An 18913-nucleotide genomic window follows, 5' to 3' on the forward strand; every position below is an offset into this window, starting at 1 on the left:
GTTTGCGGCGGCCGCGTGAGAGGCGCACAAGCGGCACATGGAAAACCAACTTGCGGAACTGCGCCGTCTTGCTGCGAACGCCCAGAACAGGCGCACCGAAACCGGCATTCCGCGCGTGGCGATGGTCCAGGGCGCGATCCCAGAACACGAACTGGCGGCGGTCTATGATCCGATGATCAACCTGATCCTAACCGGCAGCAAGGCGATGACGATCGGCGAGCGGACGATGCGCTACGATCCAGCCAGCTATTTCGTGATGTCGCTGGATCTGCCCGCTGTCGGCGAGGTGTGCCCGGACGCGGCCGGCAACCCCTATCTGGCTGTCAGCCTCACGATCGACCCGCAGATCGTGGGCATGATGCTTACCGATCTCGGCCATGTCGCCCCGCCGCCGTGTTCGAGCGGGTTCTCGGTAGCGTTGGTGACGCCCGAGTTGCTCGATGCGTGGCTGCGCATGCTGCGACTGATCGATAATCCGGCCGACATTGCCGCGCTGGCCCCCGCCTACGAACGCGAAATCCTGTATCGGGTGTTGCAGGGGCCGCATGGCGCAATGCTGCGCGACATCGCCACGCCCGACACCGCCCTGTCGCGCGTCCGGCTCGCCATCCAGTGGATCCGCACGAACTTCAAGGTGCCGTTGCGGGTGGAGGCCCTTGCCGAGATCGCTGCAATGAGCACCTCAGCCTTTCATCGCCACTTCAAGGCCGCGACGGCGATGAGCCCGCTGCAGTTTCAGAAACGTATCCGCCTGCTTCAGGCGCGAATGCTGCTGATCGCCAGCGCCCAGAGCACCGCTGCGGTGGCTTATGAGGTGGGGTATGAAAGCCAGTCCCAATTCACTCGGGAATATACGCGTTTCTTTGGCCAGCCGCCCGCAAGGGACGTGCGCCGGGTTCAGCGCGAGCTACGTGACCGCTTGGCCTGACGGCCACCTGTGACCGTGACAACGTCGGCAATCCAGCTCGAAGCGGTCGTTCGCAAACTGCAGGTGAATGGCAGCAATGTCCCAAGCCCTGCCCATCGCACCCCGACCCATTCAAATCGCTCAGCCGCGATTTCTCGATCCGCACGTGCAGACAGTCTGCTTTGCCAATTTGGGAGAGCAAGACTCGCCGCCTGAGTTTAAGCGTCGGAGCCATCTGACTTTTCACGTTTCTGGCACGCGAACTCGACAAGACGTTGCCCTGATGGCTCCTGCTTCAGCGTAATTGGCCTGCTGCGAAAGCGCGGCGGCAGTTCAATACGCGCAGTCTTCGATGCACAAGAGGATCGCCTGCACAATAAAGGCGCCCGACTATAGCCGGGCGCCTCTTGGTATCATAGCGTGCACCGTCACCGGTGCGCGCGGTCAGAAGCGGAAAACAGCCGATCCGCGGATGCCGTTGTCGGTGTTGCGGCTGCCAATCACGCCGGTGTAACCGACCGTGAAAGAAAGCGCGCCGGTCGCACGCCACTCCAGGCTTGCATCCAGATTCATGGCGTTGCGCGACAGCGGGGCGCCATAGATCGAGAACGCATCCCCGCCTGCCGCGAACGACTGGACCGAGACCACATCGACGCTGCTGGTCGCGTGTTCCCAGGCCACCTTGGCGTGGCCGACGATCGGAGAGGTCTGGTCTCCCACGGTTGCGCGCATGCCCACGGTGGTCCAACCATAGCCGCCATGCGTTCGCCCATCGGCCTGGAGTGCGGCCGTTCCGCCAGTCTCGGTGAAGCTGTCGTTCTTCAGCCACATGCCGGTAAAGCCGGCAAACGGCTCGACCGAACCTGCACCGAGCGGGAGGACAAGGCCGGCCTCACCGAACACCTGCTTGGTGGAGCCGTCGTATTTCGCCTTCAGGGTTTCCTGTAGTGTACGATAGTCGATCGAACGGGTGGTCTTGAAGGTCAGGCCTGCGTAGGTCGCGCCGGCACGCAGACGGACCGGGCCTAATGCTGCGTTCGCATAGATCGCACCGAACGTGCCGTCGACATCCGCCTGCGACGCGCGCTGCGTCACGTTTGCGGTGATGTTCGAGGTTCCGCCGGCTGCTCCGATCCGGAAGTGATTGCCGAATGAGACATCGACACCGGCCATCATGCGATAGCCCGAGGTCGAAACCTTGGCCGTCGAAGCGCTGGCGTCGCGCTTGAGCCAGTTGCCGCTGGCATCGCCCCACAGGGCGATATGATGGTCCGGATCGATCGGGCTGGCGGCACGGTCGAGCAGGGTGCGGCGAAGGCCGGCGGCATCGTCCGCCACCGCAGACAGAGCAGAGGCATGGATCTCGCCTGACATGGCGTCGAGGCCACTGCCGATTTCAGACGTCGAGGAACTGACCAGAGCGTCATAGATCGGTGTGCCGATCTTGAAGAGGCCATCGATAGCCGCACCGGTCGTACGCTGGTTGGCCGTGGTGCCGGCCTGTGCGAACGTGACGTCGTTGCGCGTCATCGTGACGAACACGCCATCGGTCGAGTACGAGAGCGTCGGCACCAGGAATGCAAGGTTGCTGGTGACGGCATCGAACGCGCCCGATACACCCTGATTGGCGGTCAGGATCAGATAGGTGCCCTGCGGCTTGTAGTTGCCGTTCTGCGCCAGCACGCTGACCGTGCCGCCTTCGATGTTTGCCTTGCCGCTGGCAACGATCAGGTCGGAATGGCCCGCCGCGTCGATCTCGGCCTCGTAGATCGAGCCCTTCTCGAACGTCACGTTACCCGCCACGTTGAGTTGGCCGATCGAGTTGCCCGGTGCCGCCTTGCCGTTGCTGTGAACGATCAGGCCGCCGATGATGCCGTTGCCGCCGATGGTGCCGCCATCGTCAACGCTGACGACCGAGTTCTCGATCGACCCGTTCACCGCCAGACGGCCTGCCGTCACCGTGGTCGCGCCGGTGTAGTCGCTCACGCCGGTCAGGTTGACCGCACCGCTGCCCGATTTCGTCAGGCTGCCGGTGCCGCTGATCGTGTCGGCATAGGTGCCGTTGTACGACTGGTCGAAGGTCAGCGCCGCGTTGTCGAGCACGGGGCCCTGGATGCTGTCGGTGTTGCCGACGAGCGTGCCCGCCGCGACGGTGGTGCCGCCGGTGTAGCTGTTCGTGCCGGTCAGCGTCAGCGTACCGTCGCCCTGCTTCGTCAGCGAGCCGGTGCCCGAAACGTCGCCCGCGAAAGCACCGTCGCTGCCCTGATCGAAGACGAGCGTGGCGTTGTCCACCACATTGCCCTGAAGGCTCTGGGTGTTGCCGACGAGCGTACCTGCCGTGACGGTGGTGCCGCCGGTGTAGCTGTTCGTACCGGTCAGCGTCAGCGTGCCATCGCCCTGCTTCGTCAGTGAGCCGGTGCCCGAGACGTCGCCCGCGAACGTGCCGTCGCTGGCCTGATCGAAGACGAGCGTGGCGTTGTCCACCATGTTGCCCTGCAGGCTCTGGGTCGTGCCGGTCAGTGTGCCCGCCGCAATCGTGGTGCCGCCGGTATAGCTGTTCGTACCCGTCAGTGTAACGTTGCCTGCGCCGTCCTTGGTGAACGAGCCGGTGCCCGACATGTCGCTGGCAAGGGTGCCGTCGGTATCCTGGTCGATGATCAGTGCGGCGTTGTTGACGATGGCGCCCTGGATGCTGTCGGTGCTGCCGACCAGCGTGCCTTCGGCGATGGTGGTTCCGCCGGAATAGGTGTTGGCACCGGTCAGGACCAGCGTGCCTTCGCCGGTCTTCGTCAAGCCGCCGTCACCGGTGATCGAGCCGATGATCGCCACGTCGTTGCCATCGGTATCGATGGTGCCGTTGTTCGAGGTCACGGTGAAATCGAACGAAAGGCTGCCGCTTGCCTCGGTCTCCAGTGTTCCGCCGTCGAAGGTGGGATTGACGCTGCCGGCCAGCAGATCGCCGATATAGGCGGTGCCGGTGATGTTCGGCGTCACGGCAACGTTGTCATCGATCGCGGCGCTGATGTCGGTACCGAAGACATAGCTGTACTTCAGCGTGGTGGTGCTGCCTGCGGCCATGTCGCCGATCGTGAAGCCGATGCCGATGGTGTTGTCGCCGTTACCGACGTCGGTCCCCGAAATATAGGAAGCAGTGTCCGTGCTCCAGCCGGTCACGGCCGAATTGTGTGCGATGTCGCTGTCGGTATAGAGGCCAATCACGTATTTCGAGACCAGCGCTTCGGCATAGACCAGATCGTTGGCCGAAATCGTGTCGGTGCCGCGATAGTTGTTGGTCGCCGACGAATCGCCTGCGGCGGCAACGGCATCGGGATCGATGCCGCGCGCGAACGTGACGTTGGTCAGGTCCGTATCCGCCGTCAGCGTCGTGGTGATCGAAATCGCCTGATCGTTGTCGTTGAAGCTGTAGTCGTTGGTGATGTCGAACAGGCTGGTGACGCCGCCCGTCCAGACCGCCCGGTGATCGTAGGTCGTCCCCGCATAGGCGGTGCCGCTGTAGTCCGTCAGCGATCCTGCGATGTCTTTTTCACCGGCATTGTTGTTGGTGTAGCTGAAGGTGCCTGCGGCGCTCGATCCGGCCACAGTAAACATCTCCCACGGCGAGCCCGGCGTCAGGTAATCGTTCGCGGTGTTGAAGGTCTTTGTGCCAGTGCCGTCGTACAGGATGCCCGGTTCGGTGTTTCCACCGTAACCGATGGTCCCGATATCGCTCACGCCAATCTCGATATAGTTACCTTCGAGAACGACGGAATCTGCTTTAGCTGGCGAACTTGCCATGACTGCAAGAGATACGCTTGTAAACAGGGCCGCTTTGATTTGAGCGGCGCGAACGCGATTGATCATTTATTGCCCCACATGTGATGAAAGCAGTGGCTTTCGAATAGGGCCCCTAAATTTCGTTGGTTAACAAAACCCTCCAAGAATCTCTGCAAAATACCAAATTCACAGTATTTTTTGATATCAACGCGAAAGAATGACGTCTGTGTCGCGTCTATGTTGTGCTCAAGGCGTCCATGGGCACCGAGAGTCCGTTTAGAAATCGGGGCAGAGCGTTTCGGCGTAGGAGCTTTCCACCCGCTGCGGCGAGAATCATGGCCTGCGAGGCGTGGATGCCCTTCTCGTAATCACGGACCAATCGCACCATTGGATCACCCAATCGAAGGCCCGCTCGACGACCCATTATCGGGGCAGGATCTTGAAGCCCTGTTGTTGATCGCTACGCCGGCATTGCCCGAGATGTCTGCAGTGGTCAGGTCAGCCATGAGCAGCTGTCCATCCGTATCTATGGCCATGTGCCATTTGCGCCCGACAACCTTCTTACCTGTGCCAAACCCCGCTTTTCTGACGATGGTGCATTAACCGGTCGGTAGTCGATCCCTGCTGCGTTCGGACTGAGCCTTCCGCCCCTAGAGCTCGCGATCAAGCATCAGTTCGATATCATAGATTGTCTGGAACAGGAATCTGCAAGCCAATTCCCGAAACCAGCCATAAACGGTCTGCCATGCTCCGACATGAAACGACAGCATTCGCCAGCTGAAACCCGAACGAGTAAAGGTAGCGCACGGCGTTGGTGACCTCGCGACAATCCACTTCGCGTGGATGGCCCCGCCTTGGCATCAGAGGTACAGGCGATCCCATGCCTCATCGGCCAGATCACTGGAATAATGCTTCGTATTTTTGGCAATCGGGGCCATTCGCCCTTGGCTTTGCTGGGATTATTTGCAGAGCCTGAAACAAGCGCAAAGCCGCTCGGCACCCCCATCACCGATTTCCCCAATAGTCTCTAAGTGTCAGCTAGCGACATTCGATGCTCCGAAGCGGACCGAGCGCAAGGTCCCAAGTCCAGTCACTCGAATCTAGCGCGATTCCCTGTCCATGGCAGTCCAACTGCAGCTAGAAATTCCCGGGCATTGTTTGGGGGGCATTGCTGCAAGGATCGACGGTAACTATAAGCAATATATATAAATTGCCTCAAATTAAATTCCCTTCACCTCCACCGGAAGAGTAAGTGGCTTTCGAACGGGGCTTCGTTGGGCTGCCTTGATAGGGTCCACGAGATAGTCTCGGGCATGGCTGCCCCATGGCGAGGCCGATGATGGCGGCAAGCCGACCTTGAACTTCTACCCCTTACGCCTCGGCCGTTTTCATTCGGCGTGAGGATTACGCGATCAGTCAGCTGGCGGATGGCGGGGAGGGTTTGTTCGCGAGCGGCGGGGGCGCTGTCGTTGACGTCAGCTGCTCGACCTGACGGCGAGAGTCTTCTGCGATGGCGGGGGGCAGGGTGATGACGGAAAGCGCGTCCAGTCCGGCGAGTTTTTCGGCAGCTGTGTCGCGATCATGCCTTGCCAAGGGCATCCCGAATCTCCTGAAATTCACCGGCACCGCCTGCGATTGCCGCGACCAGGCGTTCAACCTTGGCTGAGGTATCGTTGGCACGCCGTTCCAGCGTCGTGCGCCCCTTCATAAGGGCGGCGGTTCGGAGCGTGCGCTCTTTGTAGAATTCCTTGATCCAGATCGCGACCAGGCGTGGATCGAGCATGTGCCGTTGCAGGCCATCCAGCACGCGCGCTTCGTAAGTGCTGATCTTGATGATGCGGTTGTTCGAGCAGTTATTGCCCTCGCGCCGGGGAGCCGGATTCCCAGAAAACGCCGGTCTTCAGGGCCAAGGTCCGCGGCAGGCCGCTCTGCCCGTCTGCCCAAAGCTGAGAGTTCGGAATGCGAAGACGAGGAACCTCTTCAATCCCCACTGTTCGGGAGGGGGCGGGCGGATAGATCATTGAACCGTCAGGCAGGCTCGTCGCCGCGCCAGAATGTGAAAAGCCGCCCGCTTGACTAGGCGGACGGCTTTTTCTGATACCTTTTCGGTAACGCGTTCGAGATCAACCGTGCAGCACGAGTGCTTCAGGGATTGGATGCGCCACTGCCACGGCCTCGACATTCAGGATGACGTCCTGGAAATCGTTGTCGGACGTGCTGCCTGAACGTGCCAGATCCTCGAAGCCGATGCGAATATCGCCCGAGCCGTCCGAGGCGACGCCGGACAGGACGTGCTGGGCGCCATCCGAGTTGGCCGCAGCGGAGGTCGAGAAGAACGTCGTCGCCCCCGAAATCACCGAACCGTTATCGGCCAGGGCATAGTGGCCGTTCTGTTCGACGATCGAGAGGCTGTCGCTGCTCAGTTGGCTGGAACTGAGCGTCTTGGCGCCGTCCTGTACCAGGAAGAAGCCCAGATCGTAACCCGCCTCGACGCCATCGACAGTGACGGTGCCACCGCTCTTGGCATCAGCCACGACGATGCGCACATCGGAGATTTCGCCCGTCGTGGTATCGATTTCGTAGACGCCGATGGTGTTGTGGTAGGCTGCACCACTGGCTGCTTCTACCGAGATTTCGAAGCTGTCCGAGGTATCGCCGTTGAGATAGGCCTGGTTGACGATACCGTTGATCGCGTTTTCGGATACGGCGGTCTTGTCGCTGAGTTCGGCGAGGTACTCGTTGAACGTCAGGATGCTGTCTGTACCCGAGTGGGCCACCATCAGATCGCCACCCGAAAGCCCGGCGCCGAGTGTGAACGAGCCGTCCTTGAACACCACCGATGTGCCGGAGGTCGTGAAGTCCCCGCGATGCACGTCGCTGTCCAGTATGACGATGCGATCGTCCGCGCCGAAGTCGGTGATCGTATCGCCCAGCAGGTTGGCGAGCAGGCTGTGCACTTCGTCACTGCCCGTGCCTAGCGTGATCGTGTCGTTGCCGGGGCCGCCATCGATGATGTCATTACCGGCACCGCCATTGATCACGTCGTTTCCGGCACCGCCGGAAATGGTGTCGTTACCGTCGCCGCCGCTGATCGTGTTGGCCCCGCTATCACCGACGATGGTGTCATTGCCGCTGGTGCCGGGGAAAGTTTCCGCAACGTCGGTAACCGCCAGCGTCAGGTTTGAGGTCGTGGCAAGCCCTGCCTGATCGGTGGCGGTAACAGCCAGCGTAATGCTGCGCTCCACCTCGTAATCGATCACGGCACCGGCTGCGACGACCAGCTGGTTGTTCTGGATGACGAAGCGATCGTCGTCGCTGGCAAGCGTATAGGTAATGACATCGTTCGCATCGGGATCATGCGCATCGAGCGTACCGATCACCGTGCCGCCAGCCGCGTTTTCGGTAACTGTGGCGCTGTCGATGGTGACGCCTGCCGGGGCTTCGTTCACGTCAGTGACGGCAATCGTCAGGGCCTGTTCGGTAGTGAGCCCACCGGCATCGGTGACAGCTACCGTGATTGCGGCGCTGGCGAGGGTCTCATGGTCAAGCGGTGCGGTGGTGGTGACAACACCGGTCGCGGCGTCAATGGCGAAGAGGCCATCGGCGTTGTCCACGAGGGCATAAGTGAGAGCCGCGCCTTCGGGATCGACGGCGGTGACGGTGCCGACCACCGTTCCGGCAGCCGCGTTTTCGGCCACCGAAGCATTATCGATGGCGACATCGGTTGGCGCGGTGTTGGCGGTTGCGCCCGGAATGTAGAGCGTCGCCACGACCTGATCATGGTCGGTGATGAGCTGGGTTTCCTGCTCCGCGTTGACGTGAACGACGTCGAACGATGCGCCGCCCACCAGATTGTCGCTGACCACGATGTTGTCGAAAGCCTGCGATGCGCCTTCGTAGAGGTAGGAGTAGCGCTCTTCCTCGGGCAGCAGGGTGTAGAGGTTGGTGAGCTGACCGTCGTTGGTCAAAGTGCTCAGCGCGTCTTCGTAATAGTAGCCGTTGAAGTCACCCATCACCGCGATCTTGGCGTCAGGATTCTCGGCTTGCAGCGCGTCGGTATAGGCCTTGATCGCCTCGGCCTGTGCGGTGCGCGACGTGTCGCCGGCCTGCACCGGGGGCTGCGTGTCGCCCCAGGCGAGGTCGGAGCCGCCGCGCGAGGTGGAGTGGACATCGACGATCGTAACCGTTTCACCGTTGAAGGTGAATTCGGCCGCGAGCGGGCTGCGGCTGCCGATGAAGGCATCGCCGGGGACCAGTTCGGCGCTGCCTTCGACATAATCGACACGATCGGGATTGTAGAGGATGCCGTTGCGGATGTTGCCCCCCGGCTCACCGCCGGTGGAGCCCGCTTCGGTCGGCGTAACCTCGACGTAGACGTAGGTGGGGCCGCCTGCCGCCACGATGGCGTCGATGATCTTCTGTGCCGTGGCCGCACCCGACAGGTCGGTGCCGCTGCCGGCACCGTCGGCATCCTGAATCTCCTGAAGCGAGATGATGTCCGGCGTGCCGAGGTGGTTGACGATTTCGTCGCCGATGGCGTCGAACTTCTCCTGCGGGTCGGTCGGATCGGCATTCTCTACGTTGAAGCTGGCGACGGACAGGTGGGTGTCGTCTCCGGCAAGCTCCGTAACTTCCTTGGTCGTCGTCTTGTCGACCACGGTCGTCACGTCCTGCGTCGGGATAACCTCGTAGGAGTTGTAATAGCTCATGATGCCGGTGACATCGCCCAACACATCGCCCAGCGAGTGATCGGTGTTGGTCGAGGCATGCACCGAGCTGTCGGTGTAGATCTCGATCCGCTCGGGGTTCTGATCGTCTGCCGAGAAGGTGATACCGCCACGCTCGTTCATGCCGGTGGCGCCTTCGCCCTGCGAGGCGACGACATAGGTCACGTTGCCGTCGCTGGGTGCAACCACGATTGGCTGTTCCACGGTGACGAGCATGCCTTCGAGCGATTCGTAGAAGTCGATACCGTCCGTTCCGGGATCGTACGAGGTCAGGCCATCGTCATCGATTACCTGCGTGGGCGGCAGGATACCGTCCACGCCGATCACCGTCGCGGCGGGCAGGTCGTTGCCGTGCGAGATCACGGTGACATCGGATGAGGCGATCTCGGTCACGGTCAGTGAACCGGTGGCGGGCTGGTATTCGTCCACGACGCCCGAAACCGACACGGCATCGCCGATGGTGACGGTGGGGGCAGAGCCGACATAGACCTGAATGGCGTCCGAAGCGCCGGTATCGCGGTGGCTGGTCGGGTCCTGGATCCAGAAACTGTCGTCGCTGATCGCGGTGACGATACCGGTCGTCGTCACGGTCTGGTCGACATAGGCCGATGTGTGGCCCGCGCCCTGGATCTGGTAGATCGCGAGTTCGACCGGATCGTCGTTGACGATGGTGCCGGTGGCGCTGTCCGTTGCCAGCGAGGCATTGTCGCTCGGGTTGGACAGGGTGAGGGTGAGCTGCTCGTTATTTTCACCCACGGTATCGCCCAGAACACCGATGGTGATCTGTTTGGCGGTTTCGCCGACCGCGAAGGTCAGCGTGCCGTCCAGTACGGTTGGGGTGATATCGTCGGTCGATACCGTGCCGAGGTCGATATGGTAATCGACCGTGGCTTCCGCTGCCGAACCGCCTGCGCGGGTGATGGTGAAGGTCAGCGCTTGCGTGCCGCTGTCGCCTTCGGAAACCTGCGTGTCGGTGACGCGGATCGTGCTGGGACCGTCTGCGGGCAGGAAGGTCTGGCCTGTGTTGATCGAACCGAAGGTATTCTCTGCCGCCTGCTGCCAGGTGTAATCGCTATAGTTCGCGCCTTCGCCGGTCAGCTGAAGCGAATAGCCTGTTGTCACACTGGTTTCGGACACGCCGATATCGGTGCTGGTCATGCCCTGCGCCGCGCCGTTGGCAGCGGTCATCGTGCCTTCGTAGGACAGGAACTGCACGACATGGCCCGAGGCATCGACCAGCGCGACGCCGCTGGGGCTGCCGTTCTGGATGCCGTTTACCGGGTAGTCGAATTCGAGCGTGCCATAACCGTTGCTCTGATCGGGGATCGTGCCGGTCAGCGCAGTGGTGCTGTACACGCTGCTGGTGGTGCCGTTGTACAGGACCAGCGTCCAGCCGGTCAGATCGGTGCCGGCTGGGCCGGCGAGTTCGATCGCCTCGCCGCTGTCGGTGCCGACATTGTCGTAGTGGATTTCGTTGACGAAGACCTGGCTGGTGGGATCATCGTTGGTGATCGTGCCCACTGCGTCGCCATCCAGAATGCCGATGCCGCCGGTCGGATTGCCGAGCGTGACGGTGAAGGTCTCGTCCGCCTCGATGCGGGTATCGCCAAGGATGCCGACGAGCAACGTGGCGCTGGTCTGGCCCTCCGCGAACGTTACCGTCCCGGTGTAGGCCTGGTTGGCCGCGAAATCGGAGGCATCGGTGGTGCCGTGCGCCAGCGTGTAGTCGACCGTGGCGGCACCGGTGCTGCCGTTGTCGCGTGTGATCGTGAACGTCATCGACTGGACGCCGGTGTTGCCCTCGACGATAGAGGCGTCGCCGATGGACAGTGTGCCCGCTTCCGGGGCGTCGTCGTCGTTGGTGATCGTACCCGTGGCAGAGGCCGTGGCGATGGTGGCGCCGCCGGTTGCATCGCTGAGCGTCAGGCCGAAGGTTTCGTCGGCTTCGTACGTCGTATCGCCCGCAACGTGAATGACGATATCGGCGGTGGTCTGGCCGTCGGCGAAAGTCACCGTGCCGCTGTTCTCGCCGGTGAAGTCATCCGCCGTGGCGGTGCCATTGAGGTCGAGCGCGTAGGCGACGCTGGCCTCGCCGTCGCTGCCGCCGCTGCGGGTGACGGTGAAGTGCAGTTCGGTTTCACCGGAGTTGCCCTCGGCAATGCTGGCATCGGCGACCGAGAGGGCACCGGCGGCATCGTCATTGAGGATCGTGCCGGTGGCGCTGGGCGTGGTGATCGTCATGTCGCTGGCGTTGGCCAGCGTGACCACGAAGCCTTCGTCGTTCTCGGCAACGTGGTCGCCGCTCACCTGCACGGTGATGGTGGCGGTCGTCTCGCCGTCTGCGAAGGTGACGGTGCCCGAAGGCAGGGTGCCGCCGAAGTCAGCCGCATCCGCGCCATTGGTGGCGGCGCCGGTAACGGCCCAGTCCACGCTGGCGGCACCGGAGGCCTCGCTGCGGATCACGGTGAAGGTCAGGTCCGTGGTCGCGCCCGGCGCGCCTTCACTGGCCGAAGCTGCGAGGGCGGAGATGGCAACGGTCGGACCCGAGGGGCCTGCCGCAGACACATAGGTCTGGCCGTTGTTGGCGCTGCCGAACGTGCTGGTGCTTTCGGTGGCCCACGTGAAATCTTCGTAATTCGTGCCGCTGCCGGTCAACTGAAGCGAATCGCCGACAGGCGTCGTTGATGTGCTTTCGCTTACGCCGACGTCGATGCTGGTCATCCCGGCCGCCGGTCCCGATGCGGCGGTCATCACCCCATCGTAGGAGAGGAACTGGACGACCTGCCCATTCGCATCGACCAGCGCAAAGCCATCGGGATCACCGTTCTGCAAACCGTTGACCGGCAGGCTGATGACATAAGTGCCAAGGCCGTTGCCCGCATCGGTCAGCGTGCCGGTGAGAGGAATGGTGTTGTAAACCGTGGCCGCAGCAGCCTGCGCGGCAGTGCTGCCGCCGTTGTACAGGACGAGCGACCAGCCCGTGATGTCGGTGCCCACCGGACCGGCAATCTCGACGCCTTCGCCAGCGTCCGTGCCGATGTTGTCGTAGTGGAACTCGTTGATGAAAATCGACGTTGCCATGAAAACCCCTGTTTAATCCCCAATGTGGCGCGCGAGTGTGGCGCGCCTGAACAAAGCGACATGGCGCAGGTCCGCAGCATCGAAACACAGGTGTTTCGATCCCCGGCCAGAGCCATCAGCAGCTACCGATATTTCCTTCTCGCACGTGCCTCGCGGTCTTTTCCGCAAAGCAGCAAACCCTCAGGCTGCTACCTACCTCAGAAGACTCTTTTAAGACACATTACATGTAAGTAATCGCAAAATGTCGAAATATTGCAATTGCTCAATCGCCGGGAACGAGGCAAAATGTGCGCGGGCCGAATGAGACGGCGGGTCGGGGACGCACTTCAGCAATGTTTATATCGCCACCCTGCCGGGGGCTTTTCCGGGCGGGCGTTGTCATGGTGTTCGCTCTTGCGGGGAGCAGTTATGCGCAGGCACAGGCGTTGGTGCGCGTGGCTGCGGCCGCTCCGGCTCAATTGCCTGCGCCCACGGGAGATCCGTTAGCCATTTCGGAACAGGACGACCCGATTCTGGCGTTGGGTCGGGCCGCTGGCACGGCCGACAGCTTTCGGGCCGCAGTCGATGCCGCCGTTGCGCGCAATCCGGCCTTGGGTGAAGCCGAAGCCGCGGGGACCGAGGCAGAGGCCGCCAGGCGCGAGGCGCGCGCAGGGCTGTTCCCGTCTGCCACGGCGTCGCTCACCAGCTACAAGACGCTGGCGCGGGACTTCGCCAACGATCCCGACAATTACCTCGAACGCCTGCGGGCCACGCATCGCACCGATGCGACGCTTTCGGTCAATCAGACGCTGGTCGATTTTGGCGCGACATCGGACCGCATCGGGGCCGCCAGCGCCCGCTTGCGTGCCGCGGCTGCGGGGGTGGACAGCGCGGCGGACGATATCGCCTTGCGCACGATTGCGGCCTGGTACGACGTGTTCGGTTATCGCACTTTGCTACGGCTGGAAAAGGCCTATGCCTTCGAGATCGAAGCGCGGCGCGGCGACTTGCAGGAGCGTATCCGGCAGGGCGTTTCCGCTGAAACGGATGTGGCCCGGCTGGATAGCGCGGCAGCCTCGATCGCGACCGGTATCGCTGGTTACAGCCGGCAACTGGCCCAGGCCGAAGCGCGGTTCACGCAGTTAACGGGGTCGCCTCCGCCTGCCGACATCGGCCGCGCGCCGCTGCTGGGCGAGATTCCGGGCACTGCCGACGAAGCGCGTGATGCGGCGCTTGCCGTGCCCGGCGTCATCGGGGCGCAGGCGCAGGCCAAGGGCGCGCGGCTGGACGCGAAGAACGCCCGAGCCGGTCTACTGCCGCAAGTGCAGGTGGGGCTGGATGCGGGGCGCTACGGCATCATCGAGAACAATTCGGACTACGATGTCCGCGCCCGCATCGGCCTTTCCATGCGCTTTGGCGGGGGGATCGGGGCGAAGGCCGATCAGGTCGAGGCCCGCGCCCTTGCCGCAGATGCGAAGGCTTCGCGCATCCGGGAGGAAGCCGCCCGCGATGCCGCCATCGCGTGGTCGGACCGGGCGGCGTTAAGCGATCAGATCGCAGCGCTTGAGACGGCCTACATCGCCGCGCGCAAATCGCGCGACGTCATCGCTGAACGCTTCCGCGTGGAGAAAGGCGACCTGTTCGACCTGCTTGGCGCCAACACCGCCTATGTCAATGCCGCGACGGCCTACATAGAAGCCCTGACCCAGCGCGATGCGGCCCATTACGTTCTTCTGTCCCGCACCGGGCAGCTTCTGCCCACTCTCGGGATCGATTCCAGACTTCAGGATAACACACCATGACCGGGGACCGCCGCAACGCCGAGCCACTCATGGGCCAGCCGCCCGCCGGGCGCTTTGCGCAATGGCTTGTACAGCCGATGCTGGAAAACCGGGCGATCTATCTGAAGGTCGCGCTGGCGGCTGCCATGATCAACCTGTTCGGTCTGGCATCGTCGATCTTCTCGATGACCGTGTACGACCGGGTCGTGCCCAATAATGCCACGGCGTCGCTGGTGGGGCTGGCGATCGGCCTTGCCATCATCATCGTGTTCGACTTCGTCCTTCGCACCTTGCGCGCCTATTTCGTCGACATCGCCGGAATGGATATCGACCGGGCAGTCGGAGGCACCGCGTTTCAGCGTTTGCTGGCCCTGCGGATGGACCTGCGCTCCGGGTCGACCGGGCAGCTTTCGGGCATGATGCGCGAGCTGGAAACGCTGCGCGAATTCTTCGCATCGGCCACGATGACGGCACTGGTGGACGTTCCCTTTATCCTGCTGACGCTTGCGGTGATCGCTGCGATCGGCGGGATCGTCGTGCTGGTGCCGCTGGCGATGGCCCCCATCGTCATTGGTGTAGGGCTGGCGACCTATCCTGCGCTGGACCGGCTTTCGGCGCGTTCGATGAGCCAGGGTCTCGCCAAGCAGGCGGTGCTGGTGGAAACCATCGGCGCGATCGAGACGGTCAAGACGGCTGGTGCCGGACCGCTGTTGCTGCGGCGCTGGCTGGGGGCCATCGATCACCACGCCGACAGCGCGCTGCGGCAGAGGCTGGTGGGCGCGATCGGCGTGAATGTCGCAACTTCGGCGCAGACGATCTCTTACGCCGGGGTCATCGTGCTGGGCGTTTCGCTGATCGCCGAGAAAGAGCTGACGATGGGGGCATTGATCGCCTGCTCGCTGCTGGGAGGTCGCGCGGTCGCCCCGCTCGGCCAGATAGCGCAATTGCTTTCGCGCCTTACGGCGACGCGTGCGGCCTACCGCCAGCTGGACGGCCTGATGGGCCTGCCGACCGAGGCGCCGGAGGGTATCCCGCTACGCCCGGCGTCGCTCATGGGCGAGATCGAGTTCCGCAACGTCAGCTTCCGCTATCCCGGCAGCGTGGAGAAGGCGCTGGACAATGTCAGCTTCACGATCGCACCGGGTGAACATGTGGCGCTGCTGGGCCGGGTCGGTTCCGGCAAGTCGACCATCGCGCGCATGGCGCTGGGGCTCTATCCGCCCGAGGACGGCATGGTCCGGATCGACGGCACCGATTTGCGACAGCTCGATATCGACCTGATCCGCAGCCGCATCGGTGCCGCCATGCAGGAAAGTGTGCTGCTGACCGGTACGGTGCGCGAGAACATCGTGCTCGAACGCGACATCGATGACGAGGAACTGCTGCGCATCGCGCGGATATCGGGCACGCACGATTTCATGGGACGGATGGCCAACGGCTATGACCTGCGCCTGACCGACCGGGGCGAGAGCCTTTCGGGTGGTCAGCGCCAGTCGATCTCGCTGGCTCGTGCGCTGGCAGGAAGCCCGCCGCTGGTGGTGTTCGACGAGCCGACAAGCGCAATGGACGTGCAGAGCGAAAACGCGCTGATCGCCCGGCTGGAGCAGGAGCTGAAAGGGCGCACCCTGTTGCTCATCACCCATCGCCCGTCGCTGCTGCGCCTCGTCGACCGGATCCTGATCGTTGAAGGAGGGCGTATCGCCGCCGACGGTCCGCGAGAGGCGATGATGCAGCGCGCGAACCCTTCTGCTGCCCCGGCATCCGCCGCGTCCGCTGTCGCGCCTACCACCGCGCCCGCCACGAATTGAGACGACGATGGCTCATCTTGAAGACATTTCCGACCGTATCCGACCTCGCGCGGCGTCCAACCTGCTGTTGTGGAGCGTTGCCGCATTCTTCGTGATCGCCATCCTCTGGGCCTGTTTTACCCAGCTGGACCGGACTGTTCACGGCGAAGGACGGGTGATTCCGGCTGCGCACCTTCAGACCATTTCGAATCTGGAGGGTGGTATCGTGTCGGCGATACTGGTCCATGCGGGCGAAGACGTGAAGCGGGGAGCATCGCTGTTGCGGCTCGATCGCACCGCCAGCGCCAGCGATTACGGCACCGGACAGGCGACGGTGGAGGCGCTTTCGCTCAAGGTTGCCCGGCTCGAAGCGGAAGTGGCCGGGCGCGCTCCACATTTCCCGAACACCGATGATCCGATAATGCAGGGGCAGGTCGCGCTCGAACAGAGCCTTTATACCACCCGACAGGCGGACCTTGCGCAAACGCTTTCGGCTGCGTCCGCTCGCGTGGCCCAAGCCCAGCATGCCATTGCGGAAGCCGATGCGACGCATGCGGCCAAACTGTCGGCACGGGATTCTGCCCGGCAGCAGGCGGAGATGCTCCGTCCGCTGGTCCAGCGCGGGATAGAACCGCGCATGTCGCTGGTGCAGGCCGACAATGCAGCCGCCGTTGCGACGGGAGAAGCCGCGGCTGCGAGCGCCGCCTCGTCCACAGCCCGTGCTGCGCTGGCCGAAGCCAGTGCCCAAATGGCGCAGGCGCGACAGGACTGGCGTGCCAAAGCAGGGGACGAACTCACCAGTGCGAGGGCGGAAATGGAAGCGCGCAGTCGTGGGCTTCCCGCATTGCAGGACAAGGTGAAGCGCACTCTCGTGCGCGCGCCACTGGACGGGCGGATCAATCGCGTACTGGTGACGACCGTCGGCGGGACGGTGAAGCCCGGTGATCCGTTGCTGGAAATCGTGCCGTCCGACGGCTCTTTGATGATCGAGGCCAGCGTCAAGCCCGAAGACATCGCGTTTGTGCGGATCGGCCAGCGGGCGCTCGTGAAGATCACGGCTTATGACTACGCCGTCTACGGCGGACTGGAAGGTCGGGTGGTTGGCATATCTCCGGATGCAACCGTCAACGAGCGCACCGGGGAATCCCGGTATACCGTGCGCGTGCGGGCGGATGGACGCGGCCTTCGCTCCCCACAGGGGACGCCGCTGGCCATTGGTCCGGGCATGATCGCTGACGTCAATCTGATCGGAGACAGACGCTCGGTCATGCGTTACCTGCTGACGCCGTTCACGCGTCTTGGCGATGAGGCTTTTCGCGAACGCTGACAGGCCTTTCTCCGGCTTCGTGCTTGAGGAACGGGCGGCATGGTTGCTACGGCTATCACGGGGTGACGCCATTCCGGTGTGATGCGGGGCAGGCGGCCCGCCAGCCAATATCAGGTTCGATAACGGCAGAGAATTTATCGCGACAGCGGTCCAGATATGGCTGGGCCGGATCGGGGTAAAGAGGCCCTACATCACCCCGGCGTCATCATGGGAGAACGGCTATAACGAGAGCGTCAACGGCTCGTTTCGTGACGGGTCGCGCAATGGCGAAATCGTCTACAGCCCCGCCGAGGCAAAGGTGCTGATCGAAATCTGGCGGCGGCATCACAACACGATCCGTCCCCACAGCAGCCTTGGTTGCCGACCCCCGGCGCCCGGAAACAGCTTTTCCGCCCTTGCCGCCTTCCAGTTCTGCTTCGCTCCACCTTCAGGTGGCAATGGCGGGGAAGGTCAATCGCCAGATGGGGTGGATGCGGGTGAATTTAGATGGTCAAACCCGGACGAACCAAGGCCCAAAAACCTGGGTTTCCTGCGGGTTTCATGCCATTTTTAGGGTGATTTTGGAAGGAGGCCTGGAGCGGGTAGCGGGAACACAAATATGTCAATTTTCCTCTTTTAAAACATTATCTTAATGACACTGCACCGGAAAAGCTCCCCCACGCAGTCCCGGGAATCTTTTGGCTGCAATTGGATTGCCATGGATTGGGATGGCTGCGATTCGCGCTCGCAGAGCGTTCGCCAACACATAATTCCGGTTTCTGCTGACCGACAAACAGCGCTCTGCTCGGTGAGCCATGAGCCAATGGTCAGATCGACAGCATTGACCGTCTGCCCTAAATCCGATCATGCCGTCAAAGGTTCTTACGCCGCTCCGTAGGCATTATCCGATTCATGGCAGATGGCGACCCGAGCCGGTCTTTCAGATCACCTATCGCGAACGTCTGCTACTTACAAAAGCTGCCTAGGAGCAAATCCCGCAAGCACAGATCCTATGCGCCGCCGCTCTAGGCTGGAGGCAGTGGCGCCTCCAATGCGAGATCAAGTTGCTGTCCACGGGCGAAGCGCGCCAGGAGTTGCTTCGTCATGGCGCTGCGGAACACCCGATAGGCCGCCTGTCCCTTGTTCTGGGCCATGAAGTCATCGATCTGTGACTTCACCGCGGCGTAGTGCCTCTCCACGCCACCGAAGTCGTAGAGATCCGTCCCCTCCCGCTCGCATGTGAGGCTGAGCAAGTAGAGGATGTGGAAGACGCCTGAACCGCACCGGGATTGCCGGAGGCCCTAACTCCTGAGAGTGAGGGTCTACGATGAGCAAGACGACGAACAAGTTTGCCCCTGAGGTTCGGCAGCGGGCGATCCGGATGGTTCTGGATCACGAGGGCGATTATCCCTCTCGCTGGGCTGCGATCACATCGGTGGCCGAGAAGATTGGGTGTTCCGGGCACACGCTGCTGGAATGGGTGAAGAAATCCGAGGTGGACAGCGGCAAGCGCGGTGGTGTGCCGACGGAGACCGCCGAGAAGCTCAAGGCATTGGAGCGTGAAGTCCGCG

General features: G+C 62.7%; 9 protein-coding genes and 2 pseudogenes. 6 read left to right on the top strand and 5 right to left on the bottom strand.

All coding sequences use genetic code 11. The annotated features are described in order from the left end of the window. Positions 1–37 precede the first annotated feature (37 nt). Positions 38–928, top strand: coding sequence for an AraC family transcriptional regulator (locus tag AC3EC3_RS13105; protein WP_488490057.1), 891 nt, complete (start codon positions 38–40; stop codon positions 926–928). A 423-nt stretch (positions 929–1351) separates the two neighbouring features. On the opposite strand, the gene AC3EC3_RS13110 is transcribed toward AC3EC3_RS13105, so the two are convergent. The 4 genes and pseudogenes from AC3EC3_RS13110 to AC3EC3_RS13125 all read right to left on the bottom strand — a co-directional run bounded on the left by AC3EC3_RS13110 (position 1352) and on the right by AC3EC3_RS13125 (position 12489). After that, complete coding sequence (locus tag AC3EC3_RS13110) at positions 1352–4639, bottom strand: autotransporter outer membrane beta-barrel domain-containing protein (RefSeq protein ID WP_488490058.1); 3288 nt, start codon at positions 4637–4639, stop codon at positions 1352–1354. Between the two features lie 277 nt (positions 4640–4916). Further along, positions 4917–5619, bottom strand: a pseudogene (locus tag AC3EC3_RS13115) (transposase). 641 nt (positions 5620–6260) lie between these two features. Continuing rightward, entirely contained in the window at positions 6261–6464 is a 204-nt protein-coding gene (locus AC3EC3_RS13120) for a hypothetical protein (protein WP_488490059.1), read from the bottom strand. Between the two features lie 340 nt (positions 6465–6804). Next, complete coding sequence (locus tag AC3EC3_RS13125) at positions 6805–12489, bottom strand: Calx-beta domain-containing protein (RefSeq protein ID WP_488490060.1); 5685 nt, start codon at positions 12487–12489, stop codon at positions 6805–6807. A 380-nt stretch (positions 12490–12869) separates the two neighbouring features. Between AC3EC3_RS13125 and AC3EC3_RS13130 the strand changes: the two genes are divergently transcribed. From AC3EC3_RS13130 to AC3EC3_RS13145, 4 genes and pseudogenes are all read left to right on the top strand, one after another. Continuing rightward, complete coding sequence (locus AC3EC3_RS13130) at positions 12870–14270, top strand: TolC family protein (RefSeq protein ID WP_488490061.1); 1401 nt, start codon at positions 12870–12872, stop codon at positions 14268–14270. Next, positions 14267–16057, top strand: a complete 1791-nt coding sequence (locus AC3EC3_RS13135; RefSeq protein WP_488490062.1) for an ATP-binding cassette domain-containing protein — start codon at positions 14267–14269, stop codon at positions 16055–16057. The genes AC3EC3_RS13130 and AC3EC3_RS13135 overlap by 4 nt, the downstream gene beginning before the upstream one ends. Positions 16058–16064: 7 nt before the next feature. After that, the gene (locus AC3EC3_RS13140; RefSeq protein ID WP_488490063.1) at positions 16065–17363 is read left to right on the top strand and encodes an HlyD family type I secretion periplasmic adaptor subunit; all 1299 of its coding nucleotides are present in this window, start codon (positions 16065–16067) and stop codon (positions 17361–17363) included. Positions 17364–17457: 94 nt separating this feature from the next. Continuing rightward, positions 17458–17806: pseudogene (locus tag AC3EC3_RS13145) on the top strand (integrase core domain-containing protein); the annotation flags it as partial. A gap of 561 nt (positions 17807–18367) precedes the next feature. Here the strand turns inward: AC3EC3_RS13145 and AC3EC3_RS13150 are convergent. Beyond that, positions 18368–18520 carry a hypothetical protein gene (locus AC3EC3_RS13150; protein ID WP_488490064.1) on the bottom strand — a complete coding sequence of 51 codons (153 nt, stop codon included), beginning with the start codon at positions 18518–18520 and terminating at the stop codon, positions 18368–18370. A 149-nt stretch (positions 18521–18669) separates the two neighbouring features. Between AC3EC3_RS13150 and AC3EC3_RS13155 the strand changes: the two genes are divergently transcribed. Continuing rightward, a partial coding sequence (locus AC3EC3_RS13155) for a transposase (RefSeq protein WP_488490065.1) occupies positions 18670–18913 on the top strand: 244 nt, incomplete at its 3' end.

This window comes from Novosphingobium sp. BAM6 (assembly GCF_057784955.1).